Below are 19,244 nucleotides of genomic sequence, written 5' to 3'. Positions count from 1 at the left end.
GAGACCTTTCAGTTTCGCTCCGTGCGCTTTAGTTGCCTTTATCCCGAAACCGGTTCCCGCTCTCGGGAGACATGCTTACTTTGCGACCAGTTCGAAGCGGTCGAGATTCATCACCTTCGTCCACGCCTTCACGAAGTCCTTGACGAACTTCTGCTTGGCATCCGCCGAGCCGTAGACCTCGGCCAGCGCACGCAATTGCGAGTGCGAGCCGAAGATCAGGTCGGCGCGGGTGCCGGTCCACTTGACTTGCTTGGTCTTGCGGTCGCGCGCCTCATAGACCTCATCCGAGTCTGGCTCGGAGCCGGCCGCCGGATCCCAGATGGTCGCCATGCTGAGCAGGTTGATGAAGAAGTCGTTGGTCAGCGTGCCCGGCCTGTCGGTGAACACGCCGTGCTTTGAGCCGCCATAATTGGCGCCGAGCACGCGCAGGCCGCCGACCAGCACCGTCATTTCCGGCGCCGTCAGCGTGAGGAGCTGCGCACGGTCGACCAGCATCGCTTCGACGGACATGGGCAGCCTGCCGCGGACATAGTTGCGGAAGCCGTCGGCCCTCGGCTCGAGTGCCGCGAAGGATTCGACATCGGTCTGCTCCTGCGAAGCGTCCATGCGGCCTGGCGTGAAGGGCACGTTCACCTCATTGCCGCCGTCCTTCGCGGCCTTCTCGATCGCGGCGGCGCCGCCGAGCACGATCAGGTCGGCGAGCGAGATCTTCTTCTCACCAGCCTGCGCCGCGTTGAACTCCTGCTGGATGGCTTCGAGCTTCGCCAGCACCTTCGAAAGCTGGGCCGGCTGGTTGACTTCCCAGTCCTTCTGCGGGCTGAGACGGATGCGGCCGCCATTGGCGCCGCCGCGCTTGTCCGAGCCGCGGAAGGTCGAGGCCGAGGCCCAGGCAGTTGAGACCAGTTCAGGAACCGTGAGGCCGGAGGCCAGGATCTTCGCCTTCAGCGCGGCGATATCCTCTTCGCTGACCAGTTCGTGGTCGATCGCCGGAATCGGATCCTGCCAGATCAGCTCTTCCTTCGGCACGAGCGGGCCGAGATAACGAACCACCGGGCCCATGTCGCGATGGGTGAGCTTGAACCAGGCGCGGGCGAAAGCGTCGGCGAACTGGTCCGGGTACTGGTGGAAGCGACGCGAGATCTTCTCATAGGCCGGATCGAAGCGCAGCGCGAGATCGGTGGTGAGCATGGCCGGAGCATGACGCCTGGAGGGATTGTGCGCGTCCGGAACCGTGCCGGCGCCGGCGCCGCCCTTCGGCGTCCACTGATTGGCACCGGCCGGGCTCTTCGTCAGCTCCCATTCGAAGTTGAACAGGTTGTCGAAGAAATTGTTGCTCCATCTGGTCGGCGTCGTGGTCCAGGTGACTTCCAGGCCCGAGGTGATGGCGTCGCCGGCAATGCCGGTGGCATGTTTGCTCGACCAGCCGAGGCCCTGCGCTTCGATGCCGGCACCTTCCGGCTCCACGCCCACCAGCGAGGCATCGCCGGCGCCATGGGTCTTGCCGAAGGTGTGGCCGCCGGCGATCAGCGCCACGGTCTCTTCGTCGTTCATGGCCATACGGCGGAAGGTCTCGCGGATGTCGCGGGCCGCGGCGACCGGATCCGGCTTGCCGTTCGGGCCTTCCGGGTTGACGTAGATCAGGCCCATCTGAACGGCGCCGAGATGGCCCTGCAGTTCACGGTCGCCGGAATAGCGCTGGTCGTCCAGCCACTTCGTTTCGGAGCCCCAATCCACGTCCTGCTCCGGCTCCCACACGTCGGCGCGGCCGCCGGCGAAGCCGAAGGTCTTGAAGCCCATCGATTCCAGCGCGACGTTGCCGGCAAGGATCATCAGGTCGGCCCAGGAGATCTTGCGGCCGTATTTCTGTTTGACCGGCCACAGCAGCCGGCGTGCCTTGTCGAGATTGGCATTGTCCGGCCAGCTGTTCAGCGGCGCGAACCGCTGCTGGCCGGCACCGGCGCCGCCACGCCCGTCGCCGATGCGATAGGTGCCGGCACTGTGCCAGGCCATGCGGATGAAGAGCGGTCCGTAATGGCCGAAATCGGCCGGCCACCAGTCCTGCGAGTCGGTCATCACATGGTGCAGGTCCTTGATCACGGCATCGAGATCGAGGCTCCGGAATTCGGTGGCGTAGTTGAAATCCTCGCCCATCGGGTCCGAGAGGTTCGACTGCTGATGAAGAACGCCAAGGTCGAGCAGATTCGGCCACCAATCCCGATTGGTCCTGCCGGCGGATCCATGCGCCACGGGGCATTTGCCAGCGCTGTTGTCGTCGGTTTTCGCGTCCATCTTACTCTCCAGGGTTTTGTTTTTTCGAGATTGATTCTGCGCAGATTTCGGGGCCGGCCAGCGGCCGCGCCAATCTGGAATGATTCCAGCCTAGGCCGGCTTGGCGATAAAGACAAATTGCCTTTCCTGTTCGTTTTGATAAGCTTTCCTTATGATCGGCCTCACCGTGCGACAGATGCTTTATTTCGACGCGCTGGCGCAGACGCTGCATTTCGGCCGCGCCGCGAAGCTTGCCGGCGTCAGCCAGCCGGCGCTCTCCGCCCAGATCGCCGAAATGGAAGAGCGGCTGAACTGTCTTCTGTTCGAGCGCGGCGGCAAGGCGGTGCGGATGACGGACGAAGCACTTGTGCTGCAGCCGCGCATCGAGCGCATTCTTGCCGATATACGTGACGTCGAGACAACCGCCCGGCGCGGCCGCCCTGCGATGGAAGGCCGCTTCCGGCTGGGCATCATTCCGACCGTAGCGCCCTATCTCCTGCCGTGGGTCCTGCCGGAACTAAAGAAGCATTTCCCGGGCCTGCAGCTCGAACTGCGCGAGGCGGTGACGGCATCGCTGGTCGAGGACAATGTCTCGGGCAAGCTCGACGCTTTCATCGCCGCGCTGCCGCTCGACCATCCGGGGCTTGTCGCGGAAGAGCTCTTCCCGGACCGCTTCTTCCTTGCGGTGCCCGCCGGCGATCCGGCTTTCGCCTCGCCGCCCGTGCCGCCGGAAAGCCCGGCGCTGGAACGGCTGATGCTGCTCGAGGAAGGTCATTGCCTGCGCGAACAGGCTCTGGCCGTCTGCGGCAATGTTCGGCCGGTGGCGATGGCAAGCTATGGCGCCACCAGTCTCACCACGCTCTTGCAGATGGTGGCGCATGGGCTGGGCGTGACGCTGGTTCCGGAAATGGCGGCAAGCGCCGCCGGCGTCATGCCGGACCTCAAGATCGTGCCGTTCCAGGAGCCGATGCCGCAGCGCATGATCTGCCTCGCATGGCGGCGCAGCAAGGTGCGCCAGGACGAATGCGTGGAACTGGCAAAGATCATACGGGGATTGGATAATGCGGTGCTGGCGAGCTGACCCTGGTTTCTGAGCTTTGCCCAATCCCAGTTCTCAGCCAACGCCCCGTATCGGAAGCTTCTGCTGCTTACCGGAGCTAACGCTGCCCGCTTCGAAAATCCGATAGTGCGGGTCCCAACCTCGAGTTCTCTATCCCTCGTTCGATTGCAAGCCTTCACGGCACAAATATGAGAAATACGTAGGTAAAGAACACCACAATATGAACCATTCCGGTCAGGAATGTCGTTCTTTCGGTGCTGAAGCTTACGCTGCAAATGAAAAGCGCCAGGGCCAAAAGTACCGCATCAGCCGCCGGAAGCCCAAGGGTCAACCCTCGGCCTGTCAGCAGGCTGGCGGCCGCGACCGCCGGTATCGTCAGACCGATGGTGGCGCAGGCCGAACCCATCGCAACGTTGAGGCCGCGCTGCAGCTCATTGTTGAGCGAGGCGCGAACCGCCGAAATGGCCTCCGGCATCAAAACCAGCCCGGCGATCATCGCTCCCACGATACTGTCGGCCTGGGTCACCTGGTAGGCAACGAGCGTGTCCTCGACACCGGCGGCGACCTGCTCGGCCAGCATGACGATGCCGATCAGCCCGCTCACCAGCAGCAGAACGCCGACAGAAAGGCTTTCGTGAAGGGCAGTTCGCATCGAAACGTCGTGCGCCTGTTCCTGGACGAAGTCGTCCCGGTGCCGAACGGTCTGGGCGAACACGAAGCTTGCATAGAGCAGCACTGAAAGGACGCTCACAAAACCAAGCTGGCCCGCCGAAAACGTGCCTGGATCCGTCGTCTGGGTGTAGGTCGGCAGGACAAGCGTCATGACAGTCAGCGCGATCAGAACCGCGAGATACGCGCTGGTCCCTTGCCGAACGATTGCCTGCTTGCGATGACGCCAGCCGCCAAGCGTGAGACACGTACCGACGACGCCGGTAGAGATAATCATCACCGTCGAGAAGACGGACTCGCGCGCCAATGTCGGGTTGTTCTCTCCATGCAGCATCATGGAAACGATGATCGACACTTCGATTGCCGTCACGGCAAAGGTCAGCACCAACGTCCCGTACGGCTCCCCCACGCGCCGGGCCACTGCCTCGGCGTGGTCGAGCACCACGAAAATTGTGATGAACATGATCGCACTCGAAAGCGCTCCAACGACAATCCTGATGTTCAGCGAACCTTCGTCCACCGAAAGGCCGCTGGCTCTGACCGCGACAGCCATCACCAGGGCGGCCAATGGCATCGTGTAGGAAGTCACCGACCGCGCGAAACCAGTCATTGAAGCCCCTGCGTTTCCGCGAATTTAGCGGAAAAGCCTGTGGGAAACACCCCAGCCGACATCATTGCGAAGCGGACGGACCGATCACCCGGCGTTCGACTTCTTTGCAGAAAGCCGACCCGCTGCTGCCGAGGATGCGCGAGGAGTTGCGGCGCCGGCTGTTCCAGCCCACCGAAACGTCGAGATGCCGTGGTCCACGCCGTTTCCCTCCCCGACAACGACCATCCACAAAGCACCCGTGCTAGGACTTCACGCGTGCGTGGCGTACTCGCCTTGCCGGTCTGGGTGAGGCGGCTTTAGGACACGATCGAACAGCTTCTGGCATCGACGGTGTCAATCGCCTTGCGAACCGCCGTGCAGAATTTTCCCAAAAGTTCCGGCTCGTTCCCCAGCCGCTGGCGCAGGGAGAAGGGTATCTCCAGCTGCGCTCCTTTGCCGGTCAATCCACGATTGACGATGTTCAAATCGCCGATGCCTGGAAAAATATGGTTGTCCCTTTTGGTGTTGAAGCCGGCTTCCTGGAGGCGCCGAACTATCTCTGTAATCAGCGCGGCATCCTTGCCGCCCATATAGATTGTCGAGGGATCGTCCCGATCCTGGCGACCATGGATAGCAACGACAATCGACTTCGCCCGCACCAAGTCAAGCGCGGATTCCTCGTCAAAGTTATTTGACGTTATGTGCAACTCGCGATTGTTGTGCGGCATCAGTCCTTCAAAGCAATACAGATCCAGATCGCTCCCTGCCACCGTCTCGGCAATCAGGGAGGTGCGGGGCTCGATCTTCCCACCGTGCGGGGCGAGGACGATCGCATTGCCGGTTCGAGCGCCACGCCGCACGACGATGCGATAGTCCACGTTTTCGATTTTGGCGGCCTTCAGCGCCGCGAAATTTGGGAACTCGTTGTCCATAATCCCATCCAAACGCGTGGTCGGCAGTTGCGCTTCGAGCGCGTTTTGCGAAGGCTGAATATTTCCGGATCAATCCCGCCTCACGCCGTCTTCTGCGCCACCAGCCCCAGTTCCTCCACCATTGCCTCGCGCATCAGGAATTTCTGCGGCTTGCCGGTCACCGTCATCGGCAGCTCGGTGCGGAAGCGGATGTAGCGCGGCACCTTGTAATGCGCGATCTGGCCGCTGCAGAAGGCCTTGATCTCCTCAGCGGTGGCGATCTGGCCGGGCTTCAGCACGATCCAGGCGCAGATCTCCTCGCCATATTTGTCGTCGGGAATGCCGAAGACCTGCACTTCCTTGATCTTGGGGTGGCGGTAGAGGAATTCCTCGACCTCGCGCGGATAGACGTTCTCGCCACCGCGGATGACCATGTCCTTCACCCGGCCGACAATGTTGCAATAGCCCTCCGCGTCGATCGTCGCGAGGTCGCCGGTGTGCATCCAGCCGTCAGCGTCGATCGCCTCGCGGGTTTTTTCCGCGTCGTCCCAATAGCCCTTCATCACCGAATAGCCGCGTGTGCAGAGCTCGCCCGGCTCGCCGACCGGGACGGTGGCGCCATCGGCGCCGATCGCCTTGACCTCCACATGCGGATGGATGCGGCCGACCGTGGAGACGCGTTTTTCCAGCGGGTCGTCGACGCTGCTCTGGAAAGAAACCGGACTGGTCTCGGTCATGCCATAGGCAATGGTCACTTGCGCCATATGCATCAGCGACACCACCTTCTTCATCACCTCTATCGGGCATGGCGAGCCGGCCATGATGCCGGTGCGCAGGCTGGAGAGGTCGAAGCTAGAGAAATCGGCATGATCGAGCATGGCGACGAACATGGTCGGCACGCCATAAAGGCCGGTGCAACGTTCCTGCGCGACGGCTCTGAGCGTCGCGCCCGCGTCAAAACCTTCGCCCGGGAAGACCATCGTGGCGCCTTTGGTGACGCAGCCCATCGTGCCCATCGACATGCCGAAGCAATGATAGAGCGGCACAGGGATGCAGAGCCGGTCGTCGACGGTGAGCTTGATCGCCGAGGTGACGAAGCTGCCGTTGTTGACGATGTTCGAATGGGTGAGTGTCGCGCCCTTCGGCGCGCCCGTCGTTCCGCTGGTGAACTGAATGTTGATGGCGTCGCCGGGCCTCAGGCTTTCGGAGATGCGATCGAGGCTGTCATGCTCGTCGCGTCCGGCCATTGCGAGCACATCGCCGAAATTGAACATGCCGGGCGAGTTGTCCTCGCCCATGCGGATGACGATCTTCAGCGATGGCAGCTTCTCTGCCTCGAGCTTGCCGGGCTCGGCCTTGGCGATCTCCGGCGCCAGCGTCTCGATCATGCCGAGATAGTCGGAGGTCTTGAAGCTGACCGCCGTGACCAGCGCCTTGCAACCGACCTTGTTGAGCGCATATTCCAGCTCGCTGAGCCGGTAGGCCGGGTTGATGTTGACCAGGATCAGGCCGATGCGCGCGGTGGCGAACTGCGTCACCAGCCATTCCCAACGGTTGGGCGACCAGATGCCGACGCGATCGCCCTTCTCCAGCCCGAGCGCCAGGAAGCCGGCGGCCAGCGCGTCGACCGCATCCGACAGCTCGCTCCAGGTGAAGCGCTTGTCTTGGCCGACGAAGACGGCGGCATCGAGCGTGGCGTATCTGCTCACCGTATCGGAGAACATTTCCGGAATGGTTTTGTCGAGCAACGGCGTCGAACGGTCGCCCGAGACATGCGCCCTGCCGTCCATCGGAGCAATGAAGGTGCCATGCGTTCCGCGCCCGCGCAGATTGGTGGCGTTCATGAGCTCGTCGAGTTTGATCGCCATCGCCGTCACCTCCCGGGATGAGCCAGCCTATCAGCCTGCCGGGACGGTGGAAACCCGCCGAAGGTATGGGTTAAGCGACCAGCGCAGCCATCTTCGTGGCGATGCCACGCAACTGTGCCTCATCGGCCGCGTCGCGGACCTTCCTGGAAGCAACGAGACAGGCTTGCGACTTCAGGATTATTCCATCGCCCAGCACCTTGAGATGGTTGGCGCGCAGCGTCGAGCCGGTGGTGGTGATGTCGACGATGACGTCGGCAAGGCCGGCCGCCGGTGCGCCTTCGGTGGCGCCGAGGCTTTCGACGATGCGGTAGACCTGGATGCCGTGCTTCAGCGAAAAGAACTGCTGGGTCAGCCGCCAGTATTTGGTGGCAATCCTGAGCCGCCGGCCATGACGTTGGCGGAAATCGGCGGCGACATCATCGAGATCGGCCATGGTATCGACGTCGAGCCAGATATCCGGCACCGCCACGACGACATCGGCATGACCGAAGCCGAGACGGGCAACGATCTCGGCGCGTGCTTCCCAGTCGGCGAGGTTCTCGCGCAGCAGATCCTCGCCGGTGATGCCGAGATCGACCGCGCCCTGGCCGATCTCGCCAGCGATCTCGGACGCGGAGAGGAAGGCCACCTCGACATTGTCGAGGCCCTCGATCCGGGCGCGGTATTTGCGGTCGTCCTCGGGCAGAGCGACCGCCAGTCCGGCCTTGGCCAGGACTTCAAGCGACTGCTCCTTGAGACGGCCCTTGGATGGGATCGCCAGCGTGATCATCGCGTGGGCTCCCGTAATGCTTCGATGCGGTCGAGCCAGACCGAGAAGCCGACGCCGGGGATGGGCTTCTTCGCGCCGAGCAGCGTCAGCAGCCGATCGTAACGACCGCCGCCCGCCAGCGGACGGTCGCCACCTTGGGCAGCAATCTCGAAGACGAGACCGGTATAGTAATCGAGCGGACGGCCGAAGGCGGCGTCATAGCGGATCTTTTCGACCGGCAGGCCATGCGCCGCGATCGCCTCGGCGCGGGCGGCGAAATTTTCGAGCGCCGCGCCAAGGGACAGGCCGGCAGCGGCGGCGAATTTTTCCAGCGCCTCAGTTGCTCCGCCCAGCGCGACGTCGATCTCGAGAAATCCTTTCAACGCCGAGAACGCCTCGTCGGACAGCCGCACGCTGCGCAGTTGCGCCTTCTCGATCAGCCGCCGCGCGATGTCGGCCGGGGCGCGGCCCGAGGAGGCCGACAGCCCGGCCTCTTCCATGCCGGCGGCGATATAAGCGGCGAGGCCGTCGGTATCGCTGTCGAGCACCAGCAAGGCCACCGGACCCGACAGCTGGCTGTTGCGCGGCGGATTGGCGAGGTCGGCAAGGGCCGCTTCCAGCATCGACGCCGAGCCGAAGGCGCGGGCGAGGCGCATGCGCCAGCCACGCGGCAGGCCGAGCGCGGCCAGCACCGCCTCGAACAAGGTCTGGTCGCCGAGCGTGATGGCGAGCGGCACGCTGGGCAGCACCAGCGAGAGCAGCGCGTGCGCGTCGGCCAGCGAGCGCGCATCGGCGGCGGCGGTATCGCGATCGCCGAGATCTTCTATGCCGGCCTGGAAAAACTCGTTGCCGCCCTCGCGGCGCTGTCGGAACACCTCGCCGAGATAGGAATAGCGCCGAGGCGTGCCGGCCTGGCTGGCGATGTGGTCGAGGCAAACCGGAATGGTGAATTCCGGTCTGAGGCACAGCGTCTTGCCGGTCTCGCTTTCGGTCAGAAAAATGCGGCGGCGCAGATCCTCGCCCGCCATGTCGAGGAACGGGTCGGCCGGCTGCAGCACGGCCACCTCGACCGCGTGGGTGTCGCGCGCGGCGAAGAGTTTTGCGACGTCGGCGGCGATGGCGGGATAGCGGGAAGTCATAAAGCGCCACCTCCCCTTCTCCCCTTGTGGGAGAAGGTGGATTGGCGCGCAGCGCCGAGACGGATGAGGGGTGCTGGAAGGAATGAGACGCCGGCGCTCCCTGGAACACCGCTCATCCGATCGAGCTTCGCTCGGCCACCTTCTCCCACAAGGGGAGAAGGAGAGGTTGGCGCCCTACTTCCCACGTGCCCGCTCCTCGGCCTGCGCTGCCAGGATCTTCTTCACCTCGGCGAGCAGCTCGCTCTCCGCCACCGTCACCTGCGCCGGGCGCGCGGCGCGCCATTCCGCGTTATCGGTGATCTCGGCCGACAGGCGCGCGCCTTCGATCAGGTCCTTGATCTGCACCTCGCCCTTGACGCGCTCGTCGCCGCCCTGGATGACGGCGACCGGGCTGCCGCGGCGGTCGGCATATTTCAGCTGCGCCTTCATGCCGGCACCGCCGAGATACATTTCCGAGCGAATGCCGGCGGCGCGCAGATCGGCGACCATCTTCTGGTAGCGGCCGAGGCTCTCCGTATCCTTGTCCATGACCAGAACCACGACCGGAGCAACGACGTCGGAAGTGTCGAGCTTGCCGAGGTTCTTCAGCGCCGTCATCAGCCGCGAGACGCCGATCGAGAAGCCGGTCGCCGGTACCGGCTCGCCGCGGAAACGCGAGACCAGCCCGTCATAGCGGCCGCCGCCGCCGACCGAGCCGAAGCGCACGATCTGGCCGTCCTCGTTGGGGATCTCGGCCAGCAGCTCGGCCTCGAAGACCGGGCCGGTGTAATATTCGAGGCCGCGCACGACGGAGCGGTCCATCGCAACGCGGTCCTCGCCATATCCTGCAGCCCTGACCAGAGCTTCAATCGTTGCAAGTTCGCCGACGCCTTCCTGATACACAGCGTTGGCACCGACGCTGGAATCCTGGCCAGCCTGTCCGTTCCTTGCCGTTGCGAGAAGAACCGCTTCGGCCTGCGCGTCGTTCAGCCCCGCGCCCTTTGCGAAATCGCCTTCGCCTTCCTTGCCGCCATCCCATCGGCCCGGGCCAAGCAGCAGCCTCACGCCTTCCGGCCCGAGCTTGTCCAGCTTGTCGATGGCGCGCAGCACCGTCAGCCTGCGCCCAGCATTCTCCTCACCGCCAAGCCCAATCGCCTCCAGCACACCGTCCAGCACCTTGCGGTTGTTGACGCGGATGACGTAGTCGCCGCGCTTGATGCCAAGCGCCTCCATCACGTCGGCCATCATCATCGCCATCTCGGCGTCGGCGGCGACGCCCGGCGTGCCGATGGTGTCGGCGTCGAACTGCATGAACTGGCGGAAGCGGCCGGGGCCCGGCTTCTCGTTGCGGAACACCCAGCCGGACCGGTAGCTGCGATAGGGTTTCGGCAGGCGGTCATAATTCTCGGCGACGAAACGCGCCGTCGGTGCCGTCAGGTCGTAGCGCAGCGACAGCCACTGGTCGTCATCGTCCTGGAACGAGAAGACGCCTTCGTTCGGGCGGTCCTGGTCGGGCAGGAATTTGCCCAAAGCATCGGTATATTCGATCATCGGCTGGTCGACCGGCTCGAAACCGTAAAGCTCATAGACCGACCGTATGGTCGCCATCATCTTCTCGACGGCGCGAATGTCTTCTGCGCTGCGGTCGGCAAAACCGCGCGGCAGGCGCGCTTTCGTCTTTTCCGATTTGTCGGCCATGGATGGGTCTTTTCGCTGTCTGAACGCTGACTTATTTCGAGCGGGCGTGTCCTAGACGATACCGCCTTGGGCGGCAAGGGTTGGCGCCTGCCCTTCTCCTTGTGCGAGAAGGAAAGGCCGCGCCTTCGAAACAAAACGGCGCCAAGAACGAAACAATTGCGTCACCAGCGCGGCATGCTGCCGACACAATCAAGGACCATAAAGCGCGCCGAAATAAGGGTTCGGGCCATGACGACCACGGAAGACATCATTGAGAGCAAGCCGGTTCCCAAGCTCCGGCCGGCCGACAGCGCCACCCCCAAGCCGGCGCAGCAGCCCGCAGGGCCGTTCGGGGTCGTGGCGGAAGCCCACAAGCCGACGGTGCGCGACGCGCTGGTGACCGGACTGCTGGTGATCTACCCGGCCTTTGCCGCCGTGGCGGCCATCATCGCCGGGCTGTTTCTGACTAGCGCCGGTAGCCTCTGATCTTGCCCCACCCTCCAATCTGAGGACGCGTAGCGTCGGAGGCGAGAACTCGGTTTTGCGACCCGACCCGCGCCTTCGGCGCGACCTGCCCACAAAGGGGGCCATAAGGGGCAGGTAGAGGTGACGCTATTTCGGTCTCTTGAACCTCTGCCGCTCGGCCTCCACCTCTGCCCGGCAGACACAGCCTTCGAGATGGTCGTTGACCAAGCCCATCGCTTGCATAAAGGCGTAGACGGTCGTCGGGCCGACGAAGCTCCAGCCGCGCTTCTTCAGTTCCTTCGAGATCCGGACCGAGACCGCCGTCGTCGGATTGGCGCGCAGATGGGCGAGGTCGACAACCGTCGGCCGCTCGTCAGGCCCCGGCTCGAACTTCCAGAACCAGGCGGCCAGCGAGCCGAATTCATCGGCCATTTCACGGGCGCGCCCGGCGTTGTTGATGGTCGAGACGATCTTGCCGCGATGGCGGATGATGCCGACATTGCCGAGCAGACGCTCGACATCCTTGTCGGTGAACGCCGCCACCTTGTCGAAGTCGAAATTGGCGAAAGCCTCGCGGAAATTCTCGCGCTTGCGCAGGATGGTCAGCCAGGAGAGACCAGACTGGAAACCTTCGAGGCAGATCTTTTCGAAGAGCCGGCGATCGTCCGCTACCGGCCGGCCCCATTCATGGTCGTGATAGTCCAGATAGTCCGGCAGATTGCCGTGCCAGAAGCAGCGCGCGATACCGTCGGGGCCATCGAGCAGGCCGGCATTTTCTTGTTCCATTGTTAGAAATCCGTCCGTTAATGCGCGCAAGCGTCGGTTTTACCGTGGCTTTACCAGATTCCTGAACCGGCCGGTAACCACACCACAAAGTTTACTGACAAGTCGGCATTTTACGCATTCCGATTCATGTTTTGCTTGCCGCTCAGCGCCAAGGATCGCCACGCCGAGGGCTCTTCCCTGCTCTTGGACGAGTTCGACGATCAAGGTGCGTTCCGATGAAGACAGCGTTCACTTTCGTGCTCGGCGCAGCCGCGGTGCTTGCCGCCGGCGCGACGACCTCTTTCGCCAATGACCGTTATGCCGACAGGCCGCCCGTGATAGTGAGCCCCGACCTTTCAGCGCCTTGGGTGCTGCAGCTCGGCCATGCGCCAGGGATCGTGCGCCCGAGCCGCCAGGCGACCCAGCAGCCGCTGCGGCGGCTTTTCCAGGCGCAGCCCGACCAGCAGCGCACCGCAGCCGTGCGGCAGCCTGCCAAGCGCATGGTGATGCGGCCACAGATCAACCCGATCTACCTGCCTCAGGAAGTCGCCTATGACGGGCCGCAGAAGCCGGGCACGATCGTCATCGATACCCACCAGAACTTCCTTTATCTGGTCGAGAAGGACGGCAAGGCGCGCCGTTACGGCGTCGGCACCGGCAAGCCCGGTTTCGAATGGTCGGGCACGCACAAGATCACCGACAAGAAAGTGTGGCCGGACTGGCGCCCGCCGGCGGCAATGATCGCCCGCGAGGCGGCCAAGGGCCGCTACCTGCCGACCTATCTGGCCGGCGGCATCGAGAACCCGCTCGGCGCGCGCGCGCTCTATCTCGGCACCACGGAATACCGCATCCACGGCACCAACCAGCCCTGGACGATCGGCGGCGCGGTGTCCTCCGGCTGCATCCGCATGCGCAACGAGGATGTTGTCGACCTCTACGAGCGCGTCAATGTCGGAACAACCGTCGAGGTGATATAGTAATTGCGAATCAGCCGGTTAGGCGGCGCTGAGCAGTTTTGGCGCTTGCTGTTGCCCTCAAGCCATAGCGCGCCTTTGATAGACATGCTTAGACTGGCATCGAGTTAACGGGGGACGGGCCGTGTGGGGATACGGCCAGTCACGAAAGGGCAGCACGGGAGACCGCGCTGCCCTTTTCGTTTCAAGCCCGTCAACGGGTCGCCCCGGAAGCAGCATGCTTCGCATTCGGGGCTGATTTCCCGGCGCACCTCTGCTATTGCAGCGCACAATCTTGGTTTTACGCAATTCCGGACGGAAAACCGCCCTTCTGGAGTTGCTCCAGAAGGCAGAGGTTCCACCTAGGACCCGGTCCGACGACAGCCGCTATCTCAGGGGCGGTCCGGTCGCCCAGCGCATCATCGCTTCGGTACGCGAGGAAGCGGCCATCGCCACAGCGGAAGGCTTCCCGCCGAAGCTGGTCTCGATCACCGTCGGCGACACCGACGCGGTCGACGTCTATGTGCGCAACCAGCGCGCCAAGGCCGGGCTTGCCGGCATCGGCTTCGAGGAACGGCGCTTTGCCGCCGACATCACGGCGGGCGAGCTGGAAGCCGCCATTCACGGCCTCAACGCCGATCCGCGCGTCACCGGTATCATCATCCAGCGGCCGGTGCCGGCGCATATCCCGATCAAGACGCTGCAGGCGGCGGTGCACCCGCTGAAGGACGTCGAGGGCATGCATCCGGCCTCGATCGGCAACATCGTCTACAACCAGCTCGACCTCGCGCCCTGCACGGCGGCCGCATCGGTCGAACTGCTTAAAGAGACCGGCCTCGACCTGAAAGGCCTCGAGGTGGTGGTGGTCGGCCATTCCGAGATCGTCGGCAAGCCGATCGCCTTTCTGCTGATGAGCGAGGGGGCGACGGTGACGGTGTGCCATCACATGACGCGCTCGGTGGCCGCGCATGCGCGGCGCGCGGATGCGCTGTTCGTCGCCGTCGGCAGGCCGCGACTGATCAAGGCCGAGATGGTGAAGCCCGGCGCCTGCGTCATCGACATCGGCATCAATTCGGAAATCGGCCCGGACGGCGAGAGCCGCATCGTCGGCGATGTCGACACCGAGAGCGTCAAGGAGGTCGCCTCCTGGATCACGCCGGTGCCGGGCGGCGTCGGCCCGCTGACGGTGGCGATCCTGCTGCGCAACACCATGGTGGCGCTCAGCCGTCAGCGCGCGCTCTACCGCGCGACCTACGGTGTGGCGGACCAGCTGGCGGCTGAGTAGCTATTCCGCGCCACCCAGGCTGTTCTCGGAAACGCCATCGGGCTTCGGGCCGCCATAGGCCCAGTCGAGCAATTTTATCGTGTGCACCACCGGCAGCTTCGCCGCGGACGCGATCTGCGTGATGCAGCCTATATTGCCGGTGGCAACGATTTCGGCGCCGGTCGCCTCGATATTTTTCACCTTGCGGTTGCGCAGCTTGGCCGAAATGTCGGGCTGCAGGATGTTGTAGGTGCCGGCCGAGCCGCAGCAGAGATGCCCCTCGCGCGGCTCGCGCACGAGGAAGCCCGCCTTGGCCAAAAGCTCCTTCGGCTGACGGGTGATCTTCTGGCCGTGCTGCATCGAGCAGGCGGAATGATAGGCGACGATCGTGCCCGGCTTGCGCACCGGCTCAGGCAGGTCGAGGGCAGCGAGATATTCGGTGATATCCTTAGCCACCGCCGAGACACGAGCCGCCTTTTCCGCATAGGCCGGATCGAGACGCAGCATGAAGCCGTAATCCTTGATGGTGGTGCCGCAGCCGGACGCGGTGATGATGATGGTGTCGAGCCCGCCCTGGTCTATCGCGCGCGTCCAGGCGTCGACATTTTGCCTAGCCGACGCAAGAGCCTGATCCTCGCGGCCCATGTGGTGCACCAGCGCGCCGCAGCAGCCCTCGCCTTCCGGCACCACGACCTCGACGCCGAGCCGCGTCAGCAGCGAGACGGCCGCCTCGTTGATGGCGGGATCGAGCACCGACTGGGCGCAACCGGTGAGGATGGCGACGCGGCCGCGTTTCGTGCCCTGCCCCGCATGCACCCCGGGCGAGGCGATCGGCGATGCCGGCGGGGTCGACGACGGCGCAAGCTTCAGCATGGCGGCGAGCGGCTTCAGGGTCGGCAGCTTTTCCAACAGGCCGATGAGCGGCCGGCCGAGCTGGGCGAGCTTCAGCGCGGCGCGGAAGCGGCCCGGATAGGGCAGCACGAAAGCCAGCATGGCGCGGGTCAGCCGGTCGAGCAGCGGCCGTCTGTAGGTCTGCTCGATGTGGGCGCGGGCATGGTCGACCAGATGCATGTAATTCACGCCTGACGGGCATGTCGTCATGCAGGCAAGACAGGAGAGGCAGCGGTCGATATGGGTGACGATCTCCGTGTCCGCCGGCCGGCCGTTCTCCAGCATATCCTTGATGAGATAGATGCGGCCGCGCGGCGAATCCAACTCGTTGCCGAGCGTTACATAGGTCGGGCAAGTCGCGGTGCAGAAGCCGCAATGCACGCATTTGCGCAGGATCTTCTCCGATTCCGCGACATGCGGGTCAGCGAGCTGCGCGGCTGAAAAATTGGTCTGCACGAAAAATGTCCTTATCGTCTAAGCATGATCTTTTCCGCAAACCAATTTCCACTTTGCTGGATCATGCTCTCATTGACCGAGAAGCCAGCTTTGCGGGTCCCTGATCGGCTCGCCACGCTGCAGCGCCTGCAGGCCGAGAATGCAGCGGACGATGAACCAGACGGCAACCGCAAACATCAGCAGGAAGCCGATCGCGAGCATCATCAGGACCACCGAGATCAGCGCGTAGAGAAGGCCGATCCAGAACGTCCTGATCAGGAATGTGTAGTGGCTTTCGACATAGCCGCCCGCCTTGCCGCGATTGATGTAGGCAAGCACGAATCCGATAATGCCGGTGACGCCGACCACAAGGCTGGCGAGATAGAGAATGTAGATGACCAGCGCGTTGGTCTGGCCCGGCTCAAGCCAGCGATCGGTCTGGCGCGAGCCGCTGCCCGGGCCTGGATTGGCATTGCTCATGGTGCTGCTCCCTCCGTTGACTGAGGAAGAGTAGCAGAGCTGGAAGTAGGCGCCATGCGGCCGGGGTTGAGAATGTGCTTCGGGTCAAACTCGGCCTTGACCCGCGCGGAAAGCGCCGCCAGATGCGGCGGCTGCGGTTCGAAAACGGGGAGCGCCGCGCGATGCGAGGCAGACGCGCGCGCCAGCGTCGCGTGGCCGCCGCCATATTTGCGAATAAGACCGCGCAGCAGTTCCGCCTCTGGGTCGTCCTCGCGCATCGAAAGCCACACCAGCCCGCCCTGCCAATCATAGAAGGCGTCGACCGCCGCCTGCATGCGCAGCGCCATCACCATATGATGCGCCTCAGACGGCGGCATCGAGACGCGCCAGACCGGCCTTGCGGCACCATCGGCGAAGGGCGCGCAGTCGCGGATGTCGCGCCAGATCGCCTTCGACGCTTCGCCGGCAATTTCCTGCAGCGGGCCGGCCTTGCTGAGCAGGTTTCGCAATGCCTCGGTACGGTAGACGACCGAGGGGCCAAAGCCTTCGACGCGCAGCAGCGTCGCGGCATCGCTGCCGAGATGGCCGGCGGCGACCCGCGCGGCGATCCGCTCGGGCAGGTGCGCGGCGCTCGAGACCTCGGCGCTGGAGCCCAGCGCCAGCGCCATAGCCGCAACGGCAGCATCGTCGAGCAGGCCTCGAATGGCCAAAGTCACCTCCGTTTCCGCCGCCGGCAGCACCTTGAAGGTGACGTCGGTCAGCGCGGCGAGCGTGCCCCAGCTCCCCGCCATCAGCTTGGAAAGGTCGTAGCCGGTGACGTTCTTGACGACGCGGCCGCCCGACTTGAAGGCTTCGCCGCGGCCGGAAACCGCCGATATGCCGAGAATGTGGTCGCGTGCCGCACCCGCCTTGAGCCGGCGCGGACCGGATAGGTTGGAAGCCAGCACGCCGCCCAGCGTTCCCTTACCCGGCTCGCCGCCGAGCAGCGGCCCGTAATCCATCGGCTCGAAGGCGAATTGCTGGCCGTTCTCGGCAAGCAGTTTTTCGACTTCGGTGAGTGGCGTGCCGGCGCGTGCCGAAAGCACCAGCTCGGCCGGCTCGTAGAGCGTGACGCCGGTGAGCTTCGACAGGTCGAGCCTATGCTCGGTCTGCAGCGGCCGGCCAATGCCCCGCTTGGAGCCATGGCCGAGGATTTCGAGCGGGCTTTCCTCCGCGGTGGCCCATTGGATGGTGGAGAGGACTTCGGCGGGGCTGGATGGGGTGAAGGTGGTCATTGCAATCTCCGGTTCCTCGCCCCCGCGAAGCGGGGAGAGAAACCCAAGTTCTGGGACGTTCCCATCAAAACCTCGGAATGTCCGGAAACGCCACCTGACCCCGATGCACGTGCATGCGTCCGAGCTCGGCGCAGCGGCGGAGCTGCGGGAAGACCTTGCCGGGGTTGAGCAGGTGGCTGGGGTCGAAGGCGCATTTGACGCGCATTTGCTGGTCGAGATCGACTTGGTTGAACATTTCGGGCATCAGGTCGCGCTTCTCGACGCCGACGCCATGCTCGCCGGTGAGCACGCCGCCGACCTCGACACACAGCCGCAATATGTCGGCGCCGAAACTCTCGGCCTTGTCGAGCTCCCCCGGCACGTTGGCGTCGTAGAGGATCAGCGGGTGCAAATTGCCGTCGCCGGCGTGGAAGACATTGGCGACCCCCAACCCGTATTTTTCGGAGAGATCGCGCATGCCGGCGAGCACCCTGGGCAGCTCCTTGCGCGGGATGGTGCCGTCCATGCAGTAATAGTCGGGCGAGATGCGGCCGACGGCCGGGAAGGCCGCCTTGCGTCCGGCCCAGAAGCTCAGCCGCTCCTGCTCCGACTGCGATATCCGGCAGGTGGTCGAGCCATTGCGATAAGCGATCGCCTCTACGAGACCGATCAGATGATCGACCTCGACGCTCGGCCCGTCGAGCTCGACGATCAGCAGCGCCTCGACATCGAGCGGATAGCCGGCATGGACGAAATCCTCGGCCGCGTGGATCGCCGGGCGATCCATCATCTCCATGCCGCCCGGGATGATGCCGGCGCCGATGATGTCGGCGACGCACTGGCCGCCCTGCTCGCTGGTCGGAAAGCCGATCAACAGCGCGCGTGCCGTCTCCGGCTTCTTCAGGATGCGCACCGTCACCTCGGTGACGACGCCGAGCAGGCCTTCCGAACCGGTCATGACGCCGAGCAGGTCATAGCCTTCCTGATCGAGATGGCTGCCGCCGAGCCGCACCACCTCGCCATTCATCAGCACCATCTGGATGCCCAGCACATTGTTGGCGGTAAGCCCGTATTTCAGGCAATGCACGCCGCCGGAATTTTCCGCGACATTGCCGCCGATCGAGCAGGCGATCTGGGAGGATGGATCGGGGGCGTAGTAAAAGCCCTCCTGCTCGACGGCGGTGGTGATGCCGAGATTGGTGACGCCCGGCTGGGCGACGACGACACGGTTCGGATAGTCGATCGCGAGGATGCGGTTGAAGCGGCTCATCACCAGAAGCACGGCATCTTCGAGCGGCAGCGCGCCGCCCGACAGCGACGTGCCGGAACCGCGCGGCACGACGCGGATGTTGCGCTCGTTGCAATATTTCAGCACGCGGGAGACCTGCGCCACCGTCTCGGGCAGCACGACGACGAGCGGCAGTTGGCGGTAGGCGGTCAGGCCGTCGCTCTCGAAGGCGCGCATCTCGGTGGCCGTGTCGACAACGCCCTCGCCCGGCACGATGATGCGCATGTCGGCGACGATCTCGGCGCGCTTGCGCAGCGTCCCGGCATCTGGCTTGGGCATGGCAAGGCCGGACATCGAAGCCTCCTCCACTCGACTGGTCAAAATCTTTTACCAGCCGGGAGCATTCCTTGCAAACGCTGCTTTGGTCGAAATCGGATGGCGAACGACGGCCGAGCTTTCGCAGCGGCAATCTGCCGCTGGCTTCTGCCCGCTTGAGGGACCCTCGAGGGGAGATGGCCGCGAAGCGGTCAGGGGTTCGCCTTACGTAACCGCCGGCTCGTCTGGCGTCTAGGAAGATCCTGGAGCTTCTCGCGCCGCGGCCCTCTGTTGTCTTCGGGAAATCT

Annotated in this window: 16 protein-coding genes; 4 read left to right on the top strand and 12 right to left on the bottom strand. The window is 64.2% G+C overall.

What is annotated here, in order from left to right:
* Positions 1-75 precede the first annotated feature (75 nt).
* Positions 76-2,289, bottom strand: a complete 2,214-nt coding sequence (katG, locus tag P9230_RS11760) for a catalase/peroxidase HPI (protein WP_095825775.1) — start codon at positions 2,287-2,289, stop codon at positions 76-78.
* A 151-nt stretch (positions 2,290-2,440) separates the two neighbouring features.
* Here katG and P9230_RS11755 point away from each other — a divergent pair, with 151 nt between their 5' ends.
* Positions 2,441-3,349, top strand: coding sequence for a hydrogen peroxide-inducible genes activator (locus tag P9230_RS11755; RefSeq protein WP_278055302.1), 909 nt, complete (start codon positions 2,441-2,443; stop codon positions 3,347-3,349).
* Positions 3,350-3,503: 154 nt separating this feature from the next.
* On the opposite strand, the gene P9230_RS11750 is transcribed toward P9230_RS11755, so the two are convergent.
* The 6 genes from P9230_RS11750 to hisS form a co-directional block, all read right to left on the bottom strand.
* Positions 3,504-4,607 (bottom strand): calcium:proton antiporter, encoded by a 1,104-nt coding sequence (locus P9230_RS11750; protein ID WP_278055304.1) that lies wholly within the window; start codon positions 4,605-4,607, stop codon positions 3,504-3,506.
* A 296-nt stretch (positions 4,608-4,903) separates the two neighbouring features.
* The gene (locus P9230_RS11745; RefSeq protein WP_278055307.1) at positions 4,904-5,518 is read right to left on the bottom strand and encodes a poly-gamma-glutamate hydrolase family protein; all 615 of its coding nucleotides are present in this window, start codon (positions 5,516-5,518) and stop codon (positions 4,904-4,906) included.
* 80 nt (positions 5,519-5,598) lie between these two features.
* Positions 5,599-7,365, bottom strand: a complete 1,767-nt coding sequence (locus tag P9230_RS11740) for an AMP-binding protein (protein ID WP_278119076.1) — start codon at positions 7,363-7,365, stop codon at positions 5,599-5,601.
* A gap of 70 nt (positions 7,366-7,435) precedes the next feature.
* Positions 7,436-8,134, bottom strand: coding sequence for an ATP phosphoribosyltransferase (gene hisG, locus P9230_RS11735; protein WP_095801073.1), 699 nt, complete (start codon positions 8,132-8,134; stop codon positions 7,436-7,438).
* A complete protein-coding gene (locus P9230_RS11730; protein ID WP_095801074.1) occupies positions 8,131-9,252 on the bottom strand; it encodes an ATP phosphoribosyltransferase regulatory subunit in 1,122 nt (373 codons plus the stop codon). The genes hisG and P9230_RS11730 overlap by 4 nt, the downstream gene beginning before the upstream one ends.
* A 174-nt stretch (positions 9,253-9,426) precedes the next feature.
* Positions 9,427-10,929 carry a histidine--tRNA ligase gene (gene hisS / locus P9230_RS11725; RefSeq protein ID WP_278119072.1) on the bottom strand — a complete coding sequence of 501 codons (1,503 nt, stop codon included), beginning with the start codon at positions 10,927-10,929 and terminating at the stop codon, positions 9,427-9,429.
* Between the two features lie 228 nt (positions 10,930-11,157).
* On the opposite strand from hisS, the gene P9230_RS11720 reads away from it, so the two are divergent.
* Positions 11,158-11,394, top strand: a complete 237-nt coding sequence (locus P9230_RS11720) for a hypothetical protein (protein ID WP_278052814.1) — start codon at positions 11,158-11,160, stop codon at positions 11,392-11,394.
* A gap of 126 nt (positions 11,395-11,520) precedes the next feature.
* On the opposite strand, the gene P9230_RS11715 is transcribed toward P9230_RS11720, so the two are convergent.
* A complete protein-coding gene (locus P9230_RS11715) occupies positions 11,521-12,159 on the bottom strand; it encodes a DNA-3-methyladenine glycosylase I (RefSeq protein WP_127246569.1) in 639 nt (212 codons plus the stop codon).
* A 215-nt stretch (positions 12,160-12,374) separates the two neighbouring features.
* On the opposite strand from P9230_RS11715, the gene P9230_RS11710 reads away from it, so the two are divergent.
* Together P9230_RS11710 and P9230_RS11705 are read left to right on the top strand one after the other, a co-directional pair.
* Positions 12,375-13,115, top strand: a complete 741-nt coding sequence (locus P9230_RS11710; protein WP_095776375.1) for a L,D-transpeptidase — start codon at positions 12,375-12,377, stop codon at positions 13,113-13,115.
* Between the two features lie 313 nt (positions 13,116-13,428).
* Entirely contained in the window at positions 13,429-14,376 is a 948-nt protein-coding gene (locus tag P9230_RS11705) for a bifunctional 5,10-methylenetetrahydrofolate dehydrogenase/5,10-methenyltetrahydrofolate cyclohydrolase (RefSeq protein ID WP_278119469.1), read from the top strand.
* Here P9230_RS11705 and glcF read toward each other — a convergent pair whose 3' ends face one another.
* The 4 genes from glcF to P9230_RS11685 form a co-directional block, all read right to left on the bottom strand.
* Positions 14,377-15,702 carry a glycolate oxidase subunit GlcF gene (gene glcF / locus P9230_RS11700; protein ID WP_278119070.1) on the bottom strand — a complete coding sequence of 442 codons (1,326 nt, stop codon included), beginning with the start codon at positions 15,700-15,702 and terminating at the stop codon, positions 14,377-14,379.
* Between the two features lie 69 nt (positions 15,703-15,771).
* Entirely contained in the window at positions 15,772-16,161 is a 390-nt protein-coding gene (locus tag P9230_RS11695; protein ID WP_095801080.1) for a DUF4870 domain-containing protein, read from the bottom strand.
* Entirely contained in the window at positions 16,158-17,414 is a 1,257-nt protein-coding gene (locus tag P9230_RS11690) for an FAD-binding protein (protein ID WP_127246571.1), read from the bottom strand. Before P9230_RS11690 ends, P9230_RS11695 begins: the two co-directional genes overlap by 4 nt.
* A gap of 64 nt (positions 17,415-17,478) precedes the next feature.
* Positions 17,479-18,975, bottom strand: a complete 1,497-nt coding sequence (locus P9230_RS11685; RefSeq protein ID WP_127246572.1) for an FAD-linked oxidase C-terminal domain-containing protein — start codon at positions 18,973-18,975, stop codon at positions 17,479-17,481.
* Positions 18,976-19,244: the final 269 nt, after the last annotated feature.

It is taken from the genome of Mesorhizobium sp. WSM4887, from assembly GCF_029625865.1.
Classification (GTDB): domain Bacteria; phylum Pseudomonadota; class Alphaproteobacteria; order Rhizobiales; family Rhizobiaceae; genus Mesorhizobium.
Note: the sequence above shows the minus strand (reverse complement) of the source record. Positions and strands in the feature narration are given on the sequence as shown.